13 protein-coding genes are annotated in these 15918 nt (G+C 66.0%); 11 read left to right on the top strand and 2 right to left on the bottom strand.

The genetic code is table 11. The features are described from left to right. Window positions 1-9: 9 nt before the first annotated feature. A complete protein-coding gene (uxaC, locus tag DMB86_RS03495; protein ID WP_113716565.1) occupies window positions 10-1437 on the bottom strand; it encodes a glucuronate isomerase in 1428 nt (475 codons plus the stop codon). 285 nt (window positions 1438-1722) lie between these two features. On the opposite strand from uxaC, the gene DMB86_RS03500 reads away from it, so the two are divergent. From DMB86_RS03500 to DMB86_RS03535, 8 genes are all read left to right on the top strand, one after another. Next, complete coding sequence (locus tag DMB86_RS03500) at window positions 1723-2712, top strand: LacI family DNA-binding transcriptional regulator (RefSeq protein WP_113716566.1); 990 nt, start codon at window positions 1723-1725, stop codon at window positions 2710-2712. A gap of 110 nt (window positions 2713-2822) precedes the next feature. Next, the gene (locus DMB86_RS03505; protein WP_113716567.1) at window positions 2823-4046 is read left to right on the top strand and encodes an extracellular solute-binding protein; all 1224 of its coding nucleotides are present in this window, start codon (window positions 2823-2825) and stop codon (window positions 4044-4046) included. Continuing rightward, complete coding sequence (locus DMB86_RS03510) at window positions 4046-5179, top strand: ABC transporter ATP-binding protein (protein ID WP_113716568.1); 1134 nt, start codon at window positions 4046-4048, stop codon at window positions 5177-5179. The genes DMB86_RS03505 and DMB86_RS03510 overlap by 1 nt, the downstream gene beginning before the upstream one ends. After that, the gene (locus DMB86_RS03515) at window positions 5176-6108 is read left to right on the top strand and encodes an ABC transporter permease (RefSeq protein WP_113716569.1); all 933 of its coding nucleotides are present in this window, start codon (window positions 5176-5178) and stop codon (window positions 6106-6108) included. The genes DMB86_RS03510 and DMB86_RS03515 overlap by 4 nt, the downstream gene beginning before the upstream one ends. 11 nt (window positions 6109-6119) lie before the next feature. Beyond that, complete coding sequence (locus DMB86_RS03520; protein WP_113716570.1) at window positions 6120-6980, top strand: ABC transporter permease; 861 nt, start codon at window positions 6120-6122, stop codon at window positions 6978-6980. Further along, the gene (locus DMB86_RS03525; RefSeq protein WP_113716571.1) at window positions 6980-8488 is read left to right on the top strand and encodes a mannitol dehydrogenase family protein; all 1509 of its coding nucleotides are present in this window, start codon (window positions 6980-6982) and stop codon (window positions 8486-8488) included. The genes DMB86_RS03520 and DMB86_RS03525 overlap by 1 nt, the downstream gene beginning before the upstream one ends. 188 nt (window positions 8489-8676) lie before the next feature. After that, window positions 8677-9699 carry a class II fructose-bisphosphate aldolase gene (gene fbaA, locus DMB86_RS03530; protein WP_113716572.1) on the top strand — a complete coding sequence of 341 codons (1023 nt, stop codon included), beginning with the start codon at window positions 8677-8679 and terminating at the stop codon, window positions 9697-9699. Next, window positions 9699-10124, top strand: coding sequence for a DUF3151 domain-containing protein (locus DMB86_RS03535; protein WP_113716573.1), 426 nt, complete (start codon window positions 9699-9701; stop codon window positions 10122-10124). The genes fbaA and DMB86_RS03535 overlap by 1 nt, the downstream gene beginning before the upstream one ends. A 104-nt stretch (window positions 10125-10228) precedes the next feature. On the opposite strand, the gene DMB86_RS21490 is transcribed toward DMB86_RS03535, so the two are convergent. After that, complete coding sequence (locus tag DMB86_RS21490) at window positions 10229-10981, bottom strand: DUF2249 domain-containing protein (RefSeq protein ID WP_113716574.1); 753 nt, start codon at window positions 10979-10981, stop codon at window positions 10229-10231. Window positions 10982-11045: 64 nt separating this feature from the next. Between DMB86_RS21490 and DMB86_RS03545 the strand changes: the two genes are divergently transcribed. The 3 genes from DMB86_RS03545 to DMB86_RS03555 are packed head-to-tail and all read left to right on the top strand — an operon-like array spanning window position 11046 to window position 15747. Further along, entirely contained in the window at window positions 11046-11765 is a 720-nt protein-coding gene (locus tag DMB86_RS03545; protein WP_171814348.1) for a helix-turn-helix transcriptional regulator, read from the top strand. Beyond that, a complete protein-coding gene (locus DMB86_RS03550; protein ID WP_227878581.1) occupies window positions 11762-13021 on the top strand; it encodes a hypothetical protein in 1260 nt (419 codons plus the stop codon). Before DMB86_RS03545 ends, DMB86_RS03550 begins: the two co-directional genes overlap by 4 nt. Then, entirely contained in the window at window positions 13018-15747 is a 2730-nt protein-coding gene (locus DMB86_RS03555) for a multicopper oxidase domain-containing protein (RefSeq protein WP_335645025.1), read from the top strand. Before DMB86_RS03550 ends, DMB86_RS03555 begins: the two co-directional genes overlap by 4 nt. Window positions 15748-15918 lie beyond the last annotated feature (171 nt).

The raw sequence follows: 15918 nt of genomic DNA on the forward strand, positions 1-15918 counted from the left end.
CAATGATGGTTAGGTGCGGGCAGCGTAGGACTGCAGGGGCAGGTTGTACGCGAGGTCGATAGCCGTCTCGATGCCTTCATCGAGGCCCAGCCGCCCCTCGGCCACCAGGCGGGCCAGGTATCCGGCGTCGATCCTGCGGGAAAGGTCGTGTCTGGCAGGTACCGAGGCCAAGGCCCTGGTGTCGTCAACAAATCCGCTGGTGTTGTAGAACCCGGCCGTTTCCACAGCTGATTCCCGGAACCGGCGCATCTGCTCCGGGCTGTCAAGGAACCACCAGGGGGCCCCGAGCCGCATCGCCGGATAGGCCCCGGCCAAAGGCGCCAGCTCCCGGGAGTACACCGTTTCATCGGTGGTGAAGGCGATGACGCGGAAGTCCGGGTTCATGCCGAAGGCGTCAAGCATGGGGGCGAGGGCCCTGGTAAATTCCATCTTGACGGGAATGTCAAATCCGGTGTCGGGGCCATATGTGCCCAGCACATTGGCGTTGTGGTTGCGCAGCACCCCGGGATGCAGCTGCATCACCAGTCCGTCCTCGGTGGACATGCGGGCCATTTCAAAGATCATGTTGGCCGCAAATGCCTCCGCTTCCCGGGCGGTTGCAGTTCCTGTGAGGGCCGCTGCAAAAATACGCTGGGCGTCCGCTGGCGGAAGCGGCGTTGTGTCGGCACTGAGGTGGCCGTGGTCGGTGGCACGGGCACCGGCGGCAATAAAGGCGGTTCGACGCTGGCGCAGGGCGGCTAGGAATGTGGAATAGTCGCCGACTTCGACGCCGGAGACCTGCGACAGGGTCCTAATTTCTTTCTGCCACTGGCTGTTGCGCACGTGCAGGAGGGAGTCCGGACGGAAGGTGGGAACAATCGTGTGATTGCCAGGAAGTTGGGCCAGCTTATGGTGGGCCGCCAGGTCCGAAATGGCGGGGTCCGTGGTGGCCAAAATTTCCACCTTGAAACGCTCCAGAATGGAGCGGGGGCGGAACGCCTCAGTGTTGAGTGACGCCTGCAGTTCGTCGTACAAGGCGTCTGCGGTTTCTTCCGAGGGGGCCGTTGTTGCCCCAAAGACTATGGCGAGTTCGTGTTCGAGCCAAAAGCGGGTCGGTGTTCCCCGAAACAACTTCCAGTTCCGGCAAAAAAGCCGCCAGATGGCGCGGGGATCGCTTTCCACCACGCTTCCATCTTTGCTGGGCACACCCAGCTCGGCATGGCTGTGGCCCTGCGAGACCAACATGCGGACCAGGTAGTGGTCCGGAATGATCAGCAGCTCAGCCGGGTTGCCAAAAGTTTCGTTGCGCAGGAACAGGTCGGCCTCCACGTGACCATGCATGGACACGAGCGGCAGGTGCTGGGTGTGTCGGAAAATTTCCAGGGCATGGGCTCGCGTCGCGGAATCAGCTGGCAGTCCGCGCGCCGGGTCCAAAGTCCATTCATTGCCACGTGTCATGGTTCATCCAAGCTCTCCATTGAAACAAAATGAAACAAAATATGAAACAGTCTATTTTTCTAATATCAGCCAAATAGGTTGAAAAAGCAAGGAGGTTGACGAAACTTCACAACACCTCCAGAGCGTAACCGGAAAGTTATGAAACAAATCATGAAATGCATTGACATGTTGGAAGGTCGGTTGCAGACTGTGATGCAATGCACAAGCCGGCCACGGCAACCGGGGGCCGGCAATGATCGCAACGCCGGCACCCGTCTGCAGGGCGGGCAATGAAAGGAGCATTTCATGGCTGGAGCAGTGACCGTCAGGGACGTCGCGCGAGTTGCGAACGTCTCCCCGGCCACCGTCTCGCGGGTACTGACGACGCCGCACATTGTCGCCCCGCTGACCCGCCAACGGGTCCTCGAGGCAGTGGACCATATGGGTTACCGGCCGGTTGGGTCCGCCGGAGTTGGAAAAGTTCGCACCGGCTACCTGGGGCTTGTGGTCCCGGACTTGGAGAACCCCTACTTCGCGTCCGTCACCAAGGGTGTCCAGGCCAGGGCGCTCGCCCGCGGATTTTTCGCTCTCGTGGCCGATTCGGACGAAGACCCGCATGCGGAGCGCGACCTGGTGGAGCAGTTGAGCACCCAGGTTGATGGCCTGATCCTGTGCTCCGCCCGCATGTCTGACGAGGATTTGCTGGCGTGCGCCGAAGGCTCCTCCACCGTCTTGGTCAACCGCAGGCTGACCGGTGTTCCCAGCCTCCACGTCGACGACGCCCAGATCATCCGACAAGCGCTGGAGCACCTCTACGCACTCGGGCACCGCCATGTAGCTTACGCTGGAGGGCCCACCGGCTCATGGTCGGACCGCCAGCGCCGGGAAGGCATTGAAACCGTCCTGGCCGACCTCGCAGGGATGACTGTGAGCTCCCTTGGCGCCTTTGCACCCGTGTTTGGCGGTGGCCAGTCCGCCGCGGATCTGGCCGTGGCCAGTCATGCCACGGCCGTCCTTGCCTACAACGACCTCATCGCCTTGGGGGTGCTGTCCCGTCTGCGCAGCCGGGGGATCGACGTACCCACACAGATGAGCGTGATCGGCATTGATGACATCAGCGCCGCTTCCCTGGTTTCTCCAGCGCTCACCACTGTCCGTGCCCCGCTGCGGCGTGTCGGCCGGGTCGCGGTGAATTTGTTGTTGGACGTCATCGCCGCGGGGGAGGGCTACCGTCCACCCGAGGAAATCCAGGTCCAGCTGGTGGTCCGAGAATCCACCACAGTACCCAGCAGCTAGCGCGATCGCGCGGGGGCACACGCCCCTGGCAGCCTCCGCGCGTCCCAAACCGCATCACGTTTCAGCCGATCCGTACCGCAAAGCCGCGGAACACCATGAAAGGTCACACCATGCCAATATCAAGAAAAATCCAGTGGGCAGCCACGCTTGCCCTCGCCAGCCTGGTCGTCACAGGCTGTGGCGCGCCGGGCAGCGACGCCGGGGCGGCGAAAACCCTGACCAGCAACGACGTTCCGACCAAGCCCCCAAAGGCCGTGACGTTGAACATCCTGGACGTTGCCGGAAACAAGCAGTTGACGGAGGGAATATTCGACTCCTTCGTCAAGGAACATCCGGACGTCATTTCCAACGTCACCTGGGAAACTGCCGGAGCGCCGGACATGGCGGGTAAGGTCAAGGCCCAGCAGCAGGCAGGGAATTTGAAGATCGATCTGGTGCTCACCGGCACAGACGGCTTGGCCGCAGGCATCAGCCAGAGCTTGTTCACCCCCGTTGCCGCTGATTTCAAGGACCGCCTGTCCAACATGGACAACTATCAGGAACCCGCCGCGGCCATGCAGAAGCTGGCTCAGGACCAGGCGGTGGAGCTGACTTACTACCCGTCCGGACCGCTGCTGGAGTACAACCCGGCCAAGGTGGCCAACCCGCCCACCACGGCCGAAGAACTGCTCGCGTGGGCCAAGGCGAACCCGGGGAAGTTTGGCTACGCCCGTCCCGCCAACTCCGGTCCCGGGCGGACATTCCTCATGGGCCTGCCGTACATCCTCGGCGACAAGGATCCCAAGGATCCGGTCAACGGCTGGGACAAGACCTGGAATTACCTGAAGGAACTTAACCAGTACATTCCGTCCTACCCGACCGGCACCGGGGTCACCATGAACAACCTGAAGAACGGCACGTGGGACATGGCCATGACCACGACGGGATGGGACATCAACCCGCGCGCACTCAATCAAGTGCCCAGCAACTTCAAGGTCCAGGCCGTCAAGGGCTTCACCTGGGTCACCGATGCCCAGTACGCCGCGGTCCCCAAGGGTGTCTCGGCCGATAAGATGTCCGCGATCCTGCAGGTGCTCCAATACGCGTTGACTCCGGTGCAGCAGGCCAAGACGTACGACGACGGCTACTTCTACCCCGGCCCGGCGGTCAAGGACGTCACGTTGTCCATGGCACCGAAGTCAAGCCAGGACGTCATCGCCAAGTTCGGCCGCCCCGAATACGACGCCTTGATCGCCGACAATCCCAAGGCCACCCCCATCGATGCCGACTCCCTCGTCAAGGCCTTTGCCAAGTGGGACACCGACGTCGCCAACGGAAAGTTTGTCAAGAAGTAATGAGCGCCGACGCAAGCACCTTTGAAACCCTCGAACTGGAGAACGTGGCCCGTAGTTTCGGCGGCCAGAGCGCACTTCGCGGGTTGAACCTCTCGATCAAGCGGGGCGAATTCATCGCCCTGCTTGGTCCCTCCGGATGCGGCAAATCAACCGCCTTGAACTGCCTGGCCGGCCTGCTTCCCCTCACGGGCGGGCGGATCATGATGGACGACCGGCAGATTGACCAGCTCCCGCCGGAAAAGCGCGGCTTCGGCATGGTTTTTCAAAACTATGCCTTGTTCCCTCACCTGAGCGTGGAAAAGAACATCGCCTTTGGCCTGGAAATGCGCAACGTCCCCCGTGCCGAGATCAAGAAGCGGGTGGCTGAAGCGGTTGAGCTGGTGCAGCTGGGACCCCATGCCAAGAAGCTTCCGGGGCAGATGTCCGGTGGGCAGCAGCAGCGCGTGGCCATTGCCCGGGCCGTGGTCCTGCGCCCGCCGCTGGTGCTGATGGATGAACCGCTTTCCAACCTCGATGCCAAACTTCGTTTGGAAATGCGCACGGAGATCCGCCGCCTCCACCAGTCACTGGGCCTGACCACCCTGTACGTCACCCACGACCAGGAGGAAGCACTTTCCCTGGCCGACCGGCTGGTGGTGCTGCGGTTGGGCCAGGTCCAGCAAGTGGGTACTCCGCAAGAACTTCATGAGCACCCGGCGAACTGGCACGTGGCAGACTTCATGGGCTACCGAAACCTGCTCGAAGGCAGGGTCGAACGCGCCCACGGGGCCAGCATCACCGTTTCCGTGCTGGGAACCGCACTTACCGGCACCAGTGCACACCCGGTGGTTGCCGGGGACACCGTAAAAGTCGGCCTGCGTGCCGAAGACCTGCACATCGTGGACGGGGACCAAGGCGGCGGTGCGCGCTCCCTGGTCGAAGCCGTCGTTGAGGTGGTCGAATATCAGGGCCGCGAGTTTGCGGTGGAAGCCCGTGCCCTGGACGGCACGGCCCTGCACATGCGCACTGACCGGCATGTCCAGGCCGGCCAGCGAATTTCCGTGGCCGCCGCCCCTGACCGGGTTTTGGTTTTCCCGGCTGAACTGGAAAATGTTGCTGGCGCCGAGCTTGAATTGCAGGGCGTGGCGTCATGACGATCACGGCCCGCAAGCCGCCGGTCGGACGGGACCGGCGGGATGGGTCAAACGCCCGTCCCGCCTTGACCCACCGCCTGGCCGAACGCGGCATCGATAAGCTCCTGCTTCTCCTGCTGCCGGCGCTGCTGTTTTCCCTGGCGCTTTTTGTCTATCCGTTTCTTTACGGACTCGGACTGTCCTTCCAGCCAAAGGAGGGTGGCTTCTTCGGCGCCTATAAAACGTTCTTCACGGATCCGGACATGCGCGGTCTCGAGTCCATCTGGATCACATTGCGCCTGGCCGTGCCGGCCGCTTTGTTCAACGTGTTGGCGTCCATCCCGTTGGCGTTCAAAATGCGGGGAAAATTCAGGGGCAAGCGGGCCTTGACCACTATCCTGGTCATTCCGATCACGCTGGGAACCGTCCTCACGGCCGAAGGTCTGTTGAACTTCTTTGGGCAGCGCGGCTGGTTTAACCGCGTTCTGGGTCTCATCGGAATCGGCCCGCTGGACCTGGTGCAGAACTACTGGGGCGTGCTGTGGTCGTTGATCATCTCCGGGTTCCCTTTTGCCTTCCTGCTCATCCTCTCCTACCTGTCCGGGATTGATCCCTCGCTGGAGTCGGCTGCCCGCACCCTGGGCGCGGACTGGAAGCAACGATTCCGGCGCATTACCTTTCCCCTGCTGGCGCCCGGCCTGGCCATCACCTTTTGCCTGACGTTCGTGCTGGCCTTCAGCGTGTTCCCTTCCGCCATATTGGTCGGCGACCCCTCGGGTTCGACCCGGGTGATTGCCTATGTTGCCTATAACGCCTGGGGACAGCAGTTCGATTATCCGCTGGCATCCGCCGCCGCGATCATCATGGGCGCCGTGGAACTGCTCGTCATCTTGCTGGTTCTGGTGTGGCGTTCACGCATGTACAAAGGTTCAACCGGAGGTAAGGGCTGATGAGTGTCGCGATGAAAGAACCGTCAGTCAAGGCGCCGCAAAAAAAGCGGATTGTGGCCACTCCAGGCACCTTCCTGGTGGCCGGTGGCATGGCACTCTTCCTGCTCCTGCTTCTCGGCGTGGTGGGTTCGGTTCTGGTGAACTCCTTCGCCACACAGTGGTTTGACAGCTGGTTGCCCGATGGCCTGACATTGTCCTGGTACGGAGCGGCTTGGAAGGATTTCGACCTGGCCCAGGTCGTGGGGGTGACGCTTATTGTGGCGGTTGCGGTCGTGGGGATCTCAGTTCTCATTGGGGCTCCTGCCTCCTACGTCCTTGCCCGGCGGAGCTTCCCCGGAAAGTCACTGGTAATGCTGGTGTTCCTGCTCCCCATCATGATGCCGCCCATCACCTACGGCATCCCGCTGGCGACGTTGCTGACATACCTGCACTTGGCTCCGGGACTTACCGGCGTCATTCTTGCCAACTTGGTTCCGTCCGTGCCATTCGTCATCCTGACCATGACGCCATTTATCGAACAGATCAACCCGGGCATTGAGTCCGCGGCCCGCATGTGTGGCGCCAACATGTTCAAGTTGTTTACGAAGATCCTGGCGCCACTGCTCATTCCGGGCATCCTGGCGGCGGCGGTGCTGGTTTTGGTGCGCACCGTCGGCATGTTTGAGCTGACGTTCCTGACCTCGGACTCGACGTCGAACACCCTCGTCGTGGCCCTGTTCACGGCCATGACAGGTGCCGGCATCCGGGCACAGCAATCGGTGGATGCCATGGCGGTCATATACATGCTCATGATGATGATTCTGCTGGTGGTTGCACTGCGCTTCGTCAACCCAACGCAACTCGTTTCCCAAGTGAAGGAGGACCTGGACTGATGACTGCGGACGTGGACAGTTCCCGGGAAACGACCCTGTCGCTGGCAACCCTGGACCGGGCAGCCGCCCGGCCCGGCGTCACGGGCCCCACAATGGATCCCCGCGAACTGACGGTAGGACTGGTTCACCTGGGATTGGGCGCCTTCCACCGCGCTCACCAGGCTGTCTTCACTGAGGATGCTGCGACCGCAACCGGCCAGACCCGGTGGGGGATCCTCGGCGTGACCGGGCGCAGCGCCGCGGTTGCCGACCAGTTGGCGCCCCAAGACGGGCTGTATTCCGTGCTGACCCGCTCACCGCGGCAACGTTCGCTTCGCATCATGGGCTCGCTCCGGGCAGTGGCTTTCCCTGGCCGTGACACCGAACGCGTCGTCGATGCCTTGGCAGCCCCAGGAACCGCCGTCGTCTCCACCACCATCACCGAAAAGGGCTACCCCCGCACGGGAACCGGTGGGCTGGATTGCCGCCAGGCCGGAGTCGGCGTTGACATTGACGCCCTCAGACAGGAACTTCTCGGACAGCACGTCGAAGGTGCCGCGGCGACGGCGCTCGGACTGCTGGCGCGGGGACTCGGCAGGCGTTTTCGCCTGGATGGTGGCCCCCTGACGGTAGTGCCCTGTGACAACCTGCCCTCCAACGGCCGGCTCACGCGGACGCTACTGACCGATTTTGCGGAGCAGGCCGGAGGCGGCCGGTTTCAGGACTGGCTGCAGGAATCAGTGGCCTTCGCCGGCACGATGGTCGATCGGATCGTGCCGGCGACAGCGGAGGCCGACCGCCGCGAAACACAGAAGATCCTGGGGATGGCCGACCATGGCCTTGTGGTGGCGGAGCCGTTTGGACAGTGGGTGATCGAGGACAACTTTGCCGGGGCCCGACCTGCCTGGGAACAGGCCGGGGCAACCGTCACCAGGGACGTGGAACCGTTTGAGGTAGCGAAACTGCGCATGCTCAACGCCACGCACTCCCTCTTGGCCTACCTCGGCGCCCTGCGCGGATTCGCCACCATCGCTGAGGCCGTCTCTGACCCCGCGCTGCTTGACGCTGCCCGGAGGCTCCAGCGCGAGGACGTCATCCCCACCCTGGAAGCCCCGGAGGGAATGGACCTTCCCACCTACGGTGAATCCATCCTTGACCGGTTTGCGAATCCGGCGCTGGGGCACACCACGGTGCAGGTGGCCATGGACGGCTCGGAGAAGCTGCCCATCCGGGTGCTCGGGACCGTTGCAGACAGATTGGCGGCCGGCGCTGTCCCGGAGGCGGCAGCGTTGGCGGTGGCCGCATGGATGGTTTTCGTCCACCGTGGGCGTGATGTCGACGGCCGCGACCTTGCGCTCAATGATCCTCTGGGGGTGACGCTGCGGGCGACCGCTGCCGGCCCCGACGCTGGCCTTTCAGCGCGGATGTTTGCCTTGGCAGGCGTCTTCCCGCGGGCCGTGGCGGAGCATGACGGATTTCGGGACGCTGTGGGCCGGCATGTGCAGGACCTTCTTCACGAAGTCCGCTGAGCCAACCCTGTTCCACGCACGACGGCGGCCCCTGGCACCCAGCCCGGGGCCGCCGTCGTGCGCTCCGGCGGCCGGGCACCGCTTCATCTTCTTCGACACCGTGGCGGCAATCGCTAGGATGGGGGTAGCCATGCTGGAGGCGGCCATCTACCCCGCCTTTGTACCGTTTAGCCCCTAAGGAGCTTTTCATGCCCATTGCAACGCCGGAGAAGTATGCCGAAATGATCGACCGCGCCAAGGCTGGCGGATTTGCCTACCCCGCGGTCAACGTGACGTCCTCGCAGACGCTCAACGCAACGCTCCAGGGCTTCGCCGATGCCGGCACCGACGGCATCATCCAGGTATCCACCGGCGGCGCGGCGTACTGGTCCGGCGCCGGCGTGAAGGACATGGTGGCCGGCTCCCTGGGCTTCGCCGCGTTCGCCCGGGAAGTGGCCAAGAAGTACCCCGTCAACGTGGCCCTGCACACCGACCACTGCCCCCAGGACAAGCTGGACGGCTTCGTGCTGCCGCTGCTGGCGGCTTCCGAGGCCGAGGTCAAGGCCGGCCGCGATCCGATCTTCAACTCCCACATGTGGGACGGCTCCGCCGAGACCCTTCAGGAGAACCTGCGGATCGGCCGCGAGCTGCTGGCCCGCACCTCCGCGGCCCACATCATCCTCGAAGTGGAGATCGGCGCCGTCGGCGGCGAGGAGGACGGTGTCGAAAACGCCATCAACGACAAGCTCTACTCCACGGTGGCGGATGGCTTGGCCACGGTCGAGGCGCTGGGCTCAGGCGAGCACGGCCGCTACATCACGGCCCTGACGTTCGGCAACGTGCACGGCGTGTACAAGCCCGGCAATGTCAAGCTGCGCCCGGAGATCCTCAAGGAGATCCAGGCCGCCGTCGGTGCCAAGATCGGCAAGGAAAACCCGTTCGACCTCGTGTTCCACGGCGGCTCCGGCTCCTCCGCGCAGGAAATCGCTGACGCCGTTTCCTACGGTGTCATCAAGATGAACATCGACACGGACACCCAGTACGCGTACACCCGCCCCGTGGCCGGGCACATGTTCGCCAACTACGACGGCGTCCTGAAGGTGGATGGCGACGTCGGCAACAAGAAGACCTACGATCCCCGCGTCTGGGGGGCCGCGGCCGAAAAGGGCCTGGCCGCCCGCGTGGTGGAAGCCGCGCAGCAGCTCGGCTCCGCCGGGAAGACCTTCGCGTAGTGAGCGACGAATTCCGCCGGAACCTCCTCGGACCTGCGCCCACGCTGCTCCCGGCCGAGGAGAACATCCAGGCGCGGCTGGACGCGGGGGACGAGGCCGTCGACCTGGCAGCTTCGCACCCGACGTCGTCACTGCTGTGGGCCATCCTGGCCGACGAGGCCTTCGCGGAGGGGCGGACCATCGAGTCCTATGCGTATGCCCGGACCGGCTACCACCGCGGGCTGGATTCGCTGCGTCGCAACGGCTGGAAGGGAACCGGCCCTGTGCCTTACTCGCATGAGGGCAACCGCGGCTTCCTGCGCGCGCTCTACGCGCTGGGCCGGGCCGCCGGTGCCATCGGCGAAGCCGACGAGGCCGCACGCATTGAGAAGTTCCTGGACGATTCCGATCCTGCCGCGCAGGCAGCTATCGAGGCCGCACTGTAGCCCGCACGGAAAATGCCGCCGCTCCCGCTTTTTGCCACCGCTGTACCGGCGGCAATTTGCGGGAGTGGCGGCATTTTTGCTGCCGGCTGGTGGGCCGGTGGGAATTAGTTCCGGACCATGCTGAGCTTCCAGGTCTCCGGGCCGTTCTCCACATACTCGACGGCGAACTTGCCGGCCGAGCGCTGCTCGAGCTGTGCCAGCAGCGGCAGCGGGTTGTGGTTGGCGATCAGCAGGATTCCCTTGCCGGCCGACAGCCCCTCAAGGGCGCCAAAGATGGTGGCGTGGCGGATGGCGTGCGGGATGGCACGGGTGTCGAGTTCAGACAGGCCGGGTTCGTCGTGGCCGCCGCAGGCACAGCCGCCGGTTGCCGGCACGGCCGCGGGGGCCGCTTCAGCGGACCGCTCCGGGAGGATCCCGGACAAGGTGAGGGTCGGGTTCTGTGCCAAGACCGGCACCACCAACTCGGTGGCATGGTCCAGGAACGCGGCGGCAGCTTCCTGCAGCCGGGCACCTGCGTGAACAATCTGCACCGGCGTCTCCTGGGATTCCAGCGTCTTGGTGGCCTCGACCAGCCGCGCGTTGTCGCCGTTGGCCAGGGCGGCAACCACCGCGTCCGGGCCGGTGGCGCCGGAGAGCGCCTCGGCAAAGGCTGCGGCCAGCGGCTGCAGTTCCTTTTCGGCGAAGTCCACCAGCTTCAGCTGGTCTTCCGCGGCCAGTTCCCCGCCGGCCGCGGAAGCCGCGGAGACGAGGTTCCCGCCCAGCGTTCCCAGTGTTCCGCCCGCTTCGGCGAGGCGGGTTTTGACGTCTTCGAGCGCGGCAGCCTCGGCAGACGAGGAGGCAAGGACCAGATTGTTCACGGGGGACGACCCTTCTTGGTGGAGCGAATGGAGATTGTGGACTTATATTACTACAATAAATTCCGTGGAAAATAATATTTCGGGACCACCGCTGCGCGGGCCCAGACCGGGCGGCACGGAGCCCGTCGCCCCAATGTCCAAGGCTCGCGCAGCGGTCCTCGAGCGGCTCCGCGGCTCGGGCGGACCGCTCACGGTGGACGCCTTGGCCGCCGAAACGGGCCAGCACGCGAACACGGTCCGTGAGCACCTGGATGCCTTGGTGGGCTCCGGCTTTGCCACAAGAACGACGGCGCCCCGTTCCGGGCGCGGGCGTCCGGCTTCCCTCTACCTGCCTGCCCAGCCCGACCCGCGCCCGGCCGGGTACGCGGCCCTGGCCGCCGCACTCGCCCGCCACATTGCCTCCACGAGTGCGGACCCGGCGGCCGCCGGAGAACTCGCCGGCCGGCAGTGGGCCCGTGTCTTGGCTGGAGCGGGCCGGCCCACCGCCCCGAGCGCCGCGCCGAGCGCCGCACGTCGCCGCAGCTCGCGGCTCAACGTGGCCGCGTCGCTGCGGGAGGCCGGCTTCGGCATCGAAGGCAACGCCGACGCCACCGACTTCACGCTCACCACCTGCCCCATCCTGGCGGCGGCCCGGGAAAACCCTGATGTGGTCTGCGCCGTGCACCTGGGCCTCGTCAAGGGGCTGCTGGAAGGCACCGGCGTCCCGGAGGTCGGCGTGGAGCTCGTGCCCTTTGCCGCGCCCGGAATCTGCACGCTGCACCTACCGTCGGCTGCTGCCACGTGAGCGACCCCGGGCAGCCCGGCGCCCAGCAGGAAACCGAGGCGCGCGGACCCGGGAAGCCGGTGCCCTCCACGCCGCAGGTATCCAAGCGCCAAGTGTCCAAGGCGCAGGTGTCCAGGAAGCCCCTGTCCAGGAAGCCCCTGTCCAAGGCGGCGAGGGAACGGCGGGTCCGGACATTCCTGCGCCGGCCCGCCTTCAGAATGCTCTTCCTGCTGCCTGCCGGCGCCGCACTGCTGGTCGGCCTCAATGCCGGGCTGCAGCTGCTTGGCGCCGACGCCCCACTGAAGCTGGACAGGTTCCCGGAGATCCACGGCATGCTGCTGGTCCTGTCCTTTGTGGGCACCGTGATCGCGCTGGAACGCACAGTGGCGTTGGGGAAGGCGGCCGGATACCTTTCCCCGGCGCTTCTGGGCGTCGCCGGCCTGTTCATGATCTCCCCGCTGCCCCTGCTGGTGGGCAAGCTGGTGCTGCTCGCCGGCACCATCGCCATGCTGTTGGTCTACGTCCCCCTGTGGCGGCGCCAGAGGGACAACGTGGTGTTGATCCAGGTTCTGGGCGGCGTGACGGCCGTCGGGGCGGCGGCCCTGTGGCTGCGCGTGCCCAACGTTGCCGTCCTGCTCCCGTTCCTCATCAGCTTTGTGGTCCTGACCATTGCCGGCGAACGGCTGGAGCTGGCCAGGATCGGCATCACCAGCCCACGCGCCGAGCCCATCCTGACCGCGCTGGCCTTCGGGATGACCATGGCCACCGTCGCCACCTTGCTCTGGCCAGCCGCGGGCTACCCGCTCTTTGGGCTGTCGCTGCTGGCCATGGTCGCCTGGCTGGCGGGCTTCGACGCCGCCCGCAAGACCATCCGAGGCCAGGGCCTGCCGCGCTACATCGCCGCGTGCCTGCTGGCGGGCTATGGCTGGCTGGCGATTGCCGGCGTCGTGCTGGCGCTGCACGACACCACGCTGACGGGTGCCTCCTACGACGTCGTGCTGCACTCGGTGTTCCTCGGCTTCACCCTTTCCATGATCATGGCCCATGCGCCCGTGATCCTGCCCGCCGTGCTGCGCAAGCCGCTGCCCTACACCGAGCTGTTCTGGGTGCCGGCGGTGCTGCTGCACCTGTCGCTGCTGTTGCGCCTCGGCCTGGGCGACGCCGCCGGCATCCAGGGCGCGTGGGTCGCCGGCGGTGTGCTCAATGTCATTTCCATCCTGCTCTTTGCCGTCATGGCATTCTGGCAGGCCACCCATCCACCGAAGGTCGCTGCGTGAACATCAACCTGACCCCGCCCGGGAAGCCCGCATCCCCGCAGGGCCCCGGCGGGATGAGCCGGGCCGGCTGGCATCTGCGCGCGAACGCCCCGGCCGTGGCGTGGCTGGTGGCGCTGGTGGTGGTGGTCCTGATCCACCGCAACGTGCCGGACTCGGGCTGGCTCATGGTGCACCTGCTGTTCCTGGGCGCCATCACCAACTCCATCCTCGTGTGGAGCTGGCACTTTGCCCAGGCGCTGCTGCGCGGTCCCACCCCGGGCTCCCGCGGCATGGCATGGCGGCTGGCGCTCCTCAACGTGGCCGTGCTGGCCGTGGTGGTGTCCATGACGGCCGACATCTGGCTGCTGACACTGATGGGCAGCATCCTGGTCGGAGCCGTGGTGGCGGCGCACGCCGTGGTGCTGGGACTGCGCGCCCGCAAGGCCCTGCCGTCGCGCTTTGGCGCCACTGTCTGGTACTACGTTGCCGCCTGCCTTCTGCTGCCCGTGGGCGCCGGGGTGGGTGCAGCGCTTGCCTCCGGGCTGACCGGTGAGGCGCACGCGAGGCTGCTGCTGGTCCACCTGTCCGTCAACGTGCTGGGCTTTGTTGGCCTGACGGTCCTTGGCACGCTGATGACGTTGCTGCCCACCATGCTGCGCACCCGCGTCGCCGGCGGCGCCGATTCGACGGCCCGCCACGGCATCTTTCCGCTGCTGGCCGGGGTGGTCCTGACCGCCGCCGGGGCCGCCGCGGGCGTCATGTTCCTGTGCACGGTGGGCCTGCTGGCCTATCTCGGCGGTGTCGTGTACGTGTGCATTCCGCTGGCGAAGGCCGTCCGGGGCAAGCCGCCGGTGAACTTTCCGCCGCTGTCCGCGATCGCCGCCTTGGCGTGGCTGGCGGTCTCGCTCGTGTGGCTGGCCGGACTGACGGCAACCTCCGGATCGTGGACGGCGCTGCACCGTGGCATCGAGTCCGTGGCCCCGGTGCTGGCGGCGGGCTTTGCCGCACAGGTGCTCGGCGCGGCGCTGAGCTACCTGGTGCCGGTGGTCCTGGGCGGCGGTCCGGCCCGGGTCAGGCAGCGCACCGCCATCCTGGACAAGGCCGCCGTGTTCCGCGTGGTCCTGACCAACCTTGCGCTCGTGGCTTCCCTGCTGCCCGTGCCCAGCCTGGTCCGCGTGGGCACCACCTTCCTGGTCCTGGCCGGGCTGGCCTGGTTCCTGCCGCTGCTGGGCATGGCCCTGCTCGCGAAGCCCCGGGAAACCACGACGCCGGGAGCCCCGGCCGCCCGGCCCGCTGCGGGCGCCGTCGTCGCCGCCCGGCCCGCTGCGGGCGCCGTCCCGGCGGGGCCATCGGGGGCGGGTGCCCCCTGGAACCCTGCCCCGGGCAGGAGGTGGGGGATGGCGGCCACGGGACTGGCCGTCGTCGTGCTGGTGGTGGTGGCGGGCATCGTGGCTGATCCGTCCGTCCTGCCCGGCCTCAGCCAGGCCGGTGCGCAGTCGGCCGTTGCGGCCACGGGAAAGACCACCACGGTGGAGATGACCATGAAGAACATGCGCTTCCAGCCGGACAAGGTGGACGTGCCGGTGGGGAACAGGCTGGTCATCCATGTCACAAACGTGGACAGCATGGTGCACGATCTCGTCACCGCCGGCGGAGCGGAGTCCGGTCGCCTGTATCCAGGGGAGAAAGCCACCGTGGACGCGGGGGTGATCGGCGCCGACATGGACGGCTGGTGCAGCATTGTGGGGCACCGGCAGCAGGGCATGGTCTTCAGCATTGTCGCCACGGGCCCTGCGCCGGCCCCGACTGCCCGCGCCATGCCCGGCATGCCGGGCATGGACCACGGGGCTGCCGCCGGGTCCAGTGCCGCACCGCAGCTGGACTTCATGAAGCAGCCCGCCGCCGGCTTCACCGCGCACAACGCCGCGATCCCGCCGCTGCCCACCGGCACGGTGCACAACGTCACCCTGAAGGTCACGGACCAGCTGACGGAGGTGGCACCGGGCGTGAAGCAAACCCTGTGGACCTACAACGGCACCGCCCCCGGGCCCACGCTGCGCGGCAGGATCGGCGACAAGTTCAAGGTCACGCTCATCAATGACGCCACGATGGGCCACTCGATCGACTTCCACGCAGGCACGCTTGCCCCCGACGTGCCGATGCGCACCGTCAATCCCGGCGAATCGCTGACCTACACGTTCACCGCCACACGCGCCGGAATTTGGCTGTACCACTGCAGCACCATGCCCATGAGCCAGCACATCGCGAACGGCATGTTTGGCGCGGTGATCATCGACCCGCCCAACCTGCCCAAGGTGGACAAGGAGTACGTCCTCATCCAGTCCGAGCTGTACCTGGGCCCGCAGGGAGGCGTGGCGGACCTGGCCAAAATCCAGGCCGACAAGCCGGACGCCGTGGTGTTCAACGGCTACGCCAACCAGTATAGTTTCCGCCCGCTGCCCGCGAAGGTGGGCGGGAAGGTGCGCATCTGGGTGCTCGACGCCGGACCCGACCGGGCGACGTCGTTCCACGTGGTGGGGGGCCAGTTCAGCACGGTGTGGAGCGAAGGCCGCTACCTGCTGGACGGTTCGGACCCTTCCGCCGGGTCGCAGGCGCTGGCGCTGGCCCCCGCGCAGGGCGGCTTCGTGGAGCTGACGTTCCCGCAGGCCGGCAGCTACCCGTTCGTTTCGCACTACATGGTCGACGCCGAACGGGGCGCCCACGGCACCTTCAAGGTGGCCGGCTGAGCAAGCCCCGGCGCGGCACCACGTCCGACGGATTTTTGCCCGGCGCGGCACCACTTCCGGGGATTCACGGAAATGGGGCTGGTGCTGTCTTGTCCGCCCGGTCGGGATTGGCGGTGCAGCTGAGCCCCACACGGCCGCCCGAGACGGTCCGGGATGACGAAACGGATAAAT

This window comes from Arthrobacter dokdonellae (genome assembly GCF_003268655.1).
Taxonomy (GTDB): Bacteria; Actinomycetota; Actinomycetes; order Actinomycetales; family Micrococcaceae; genus Specibacter; species Specibacter dokdonellae.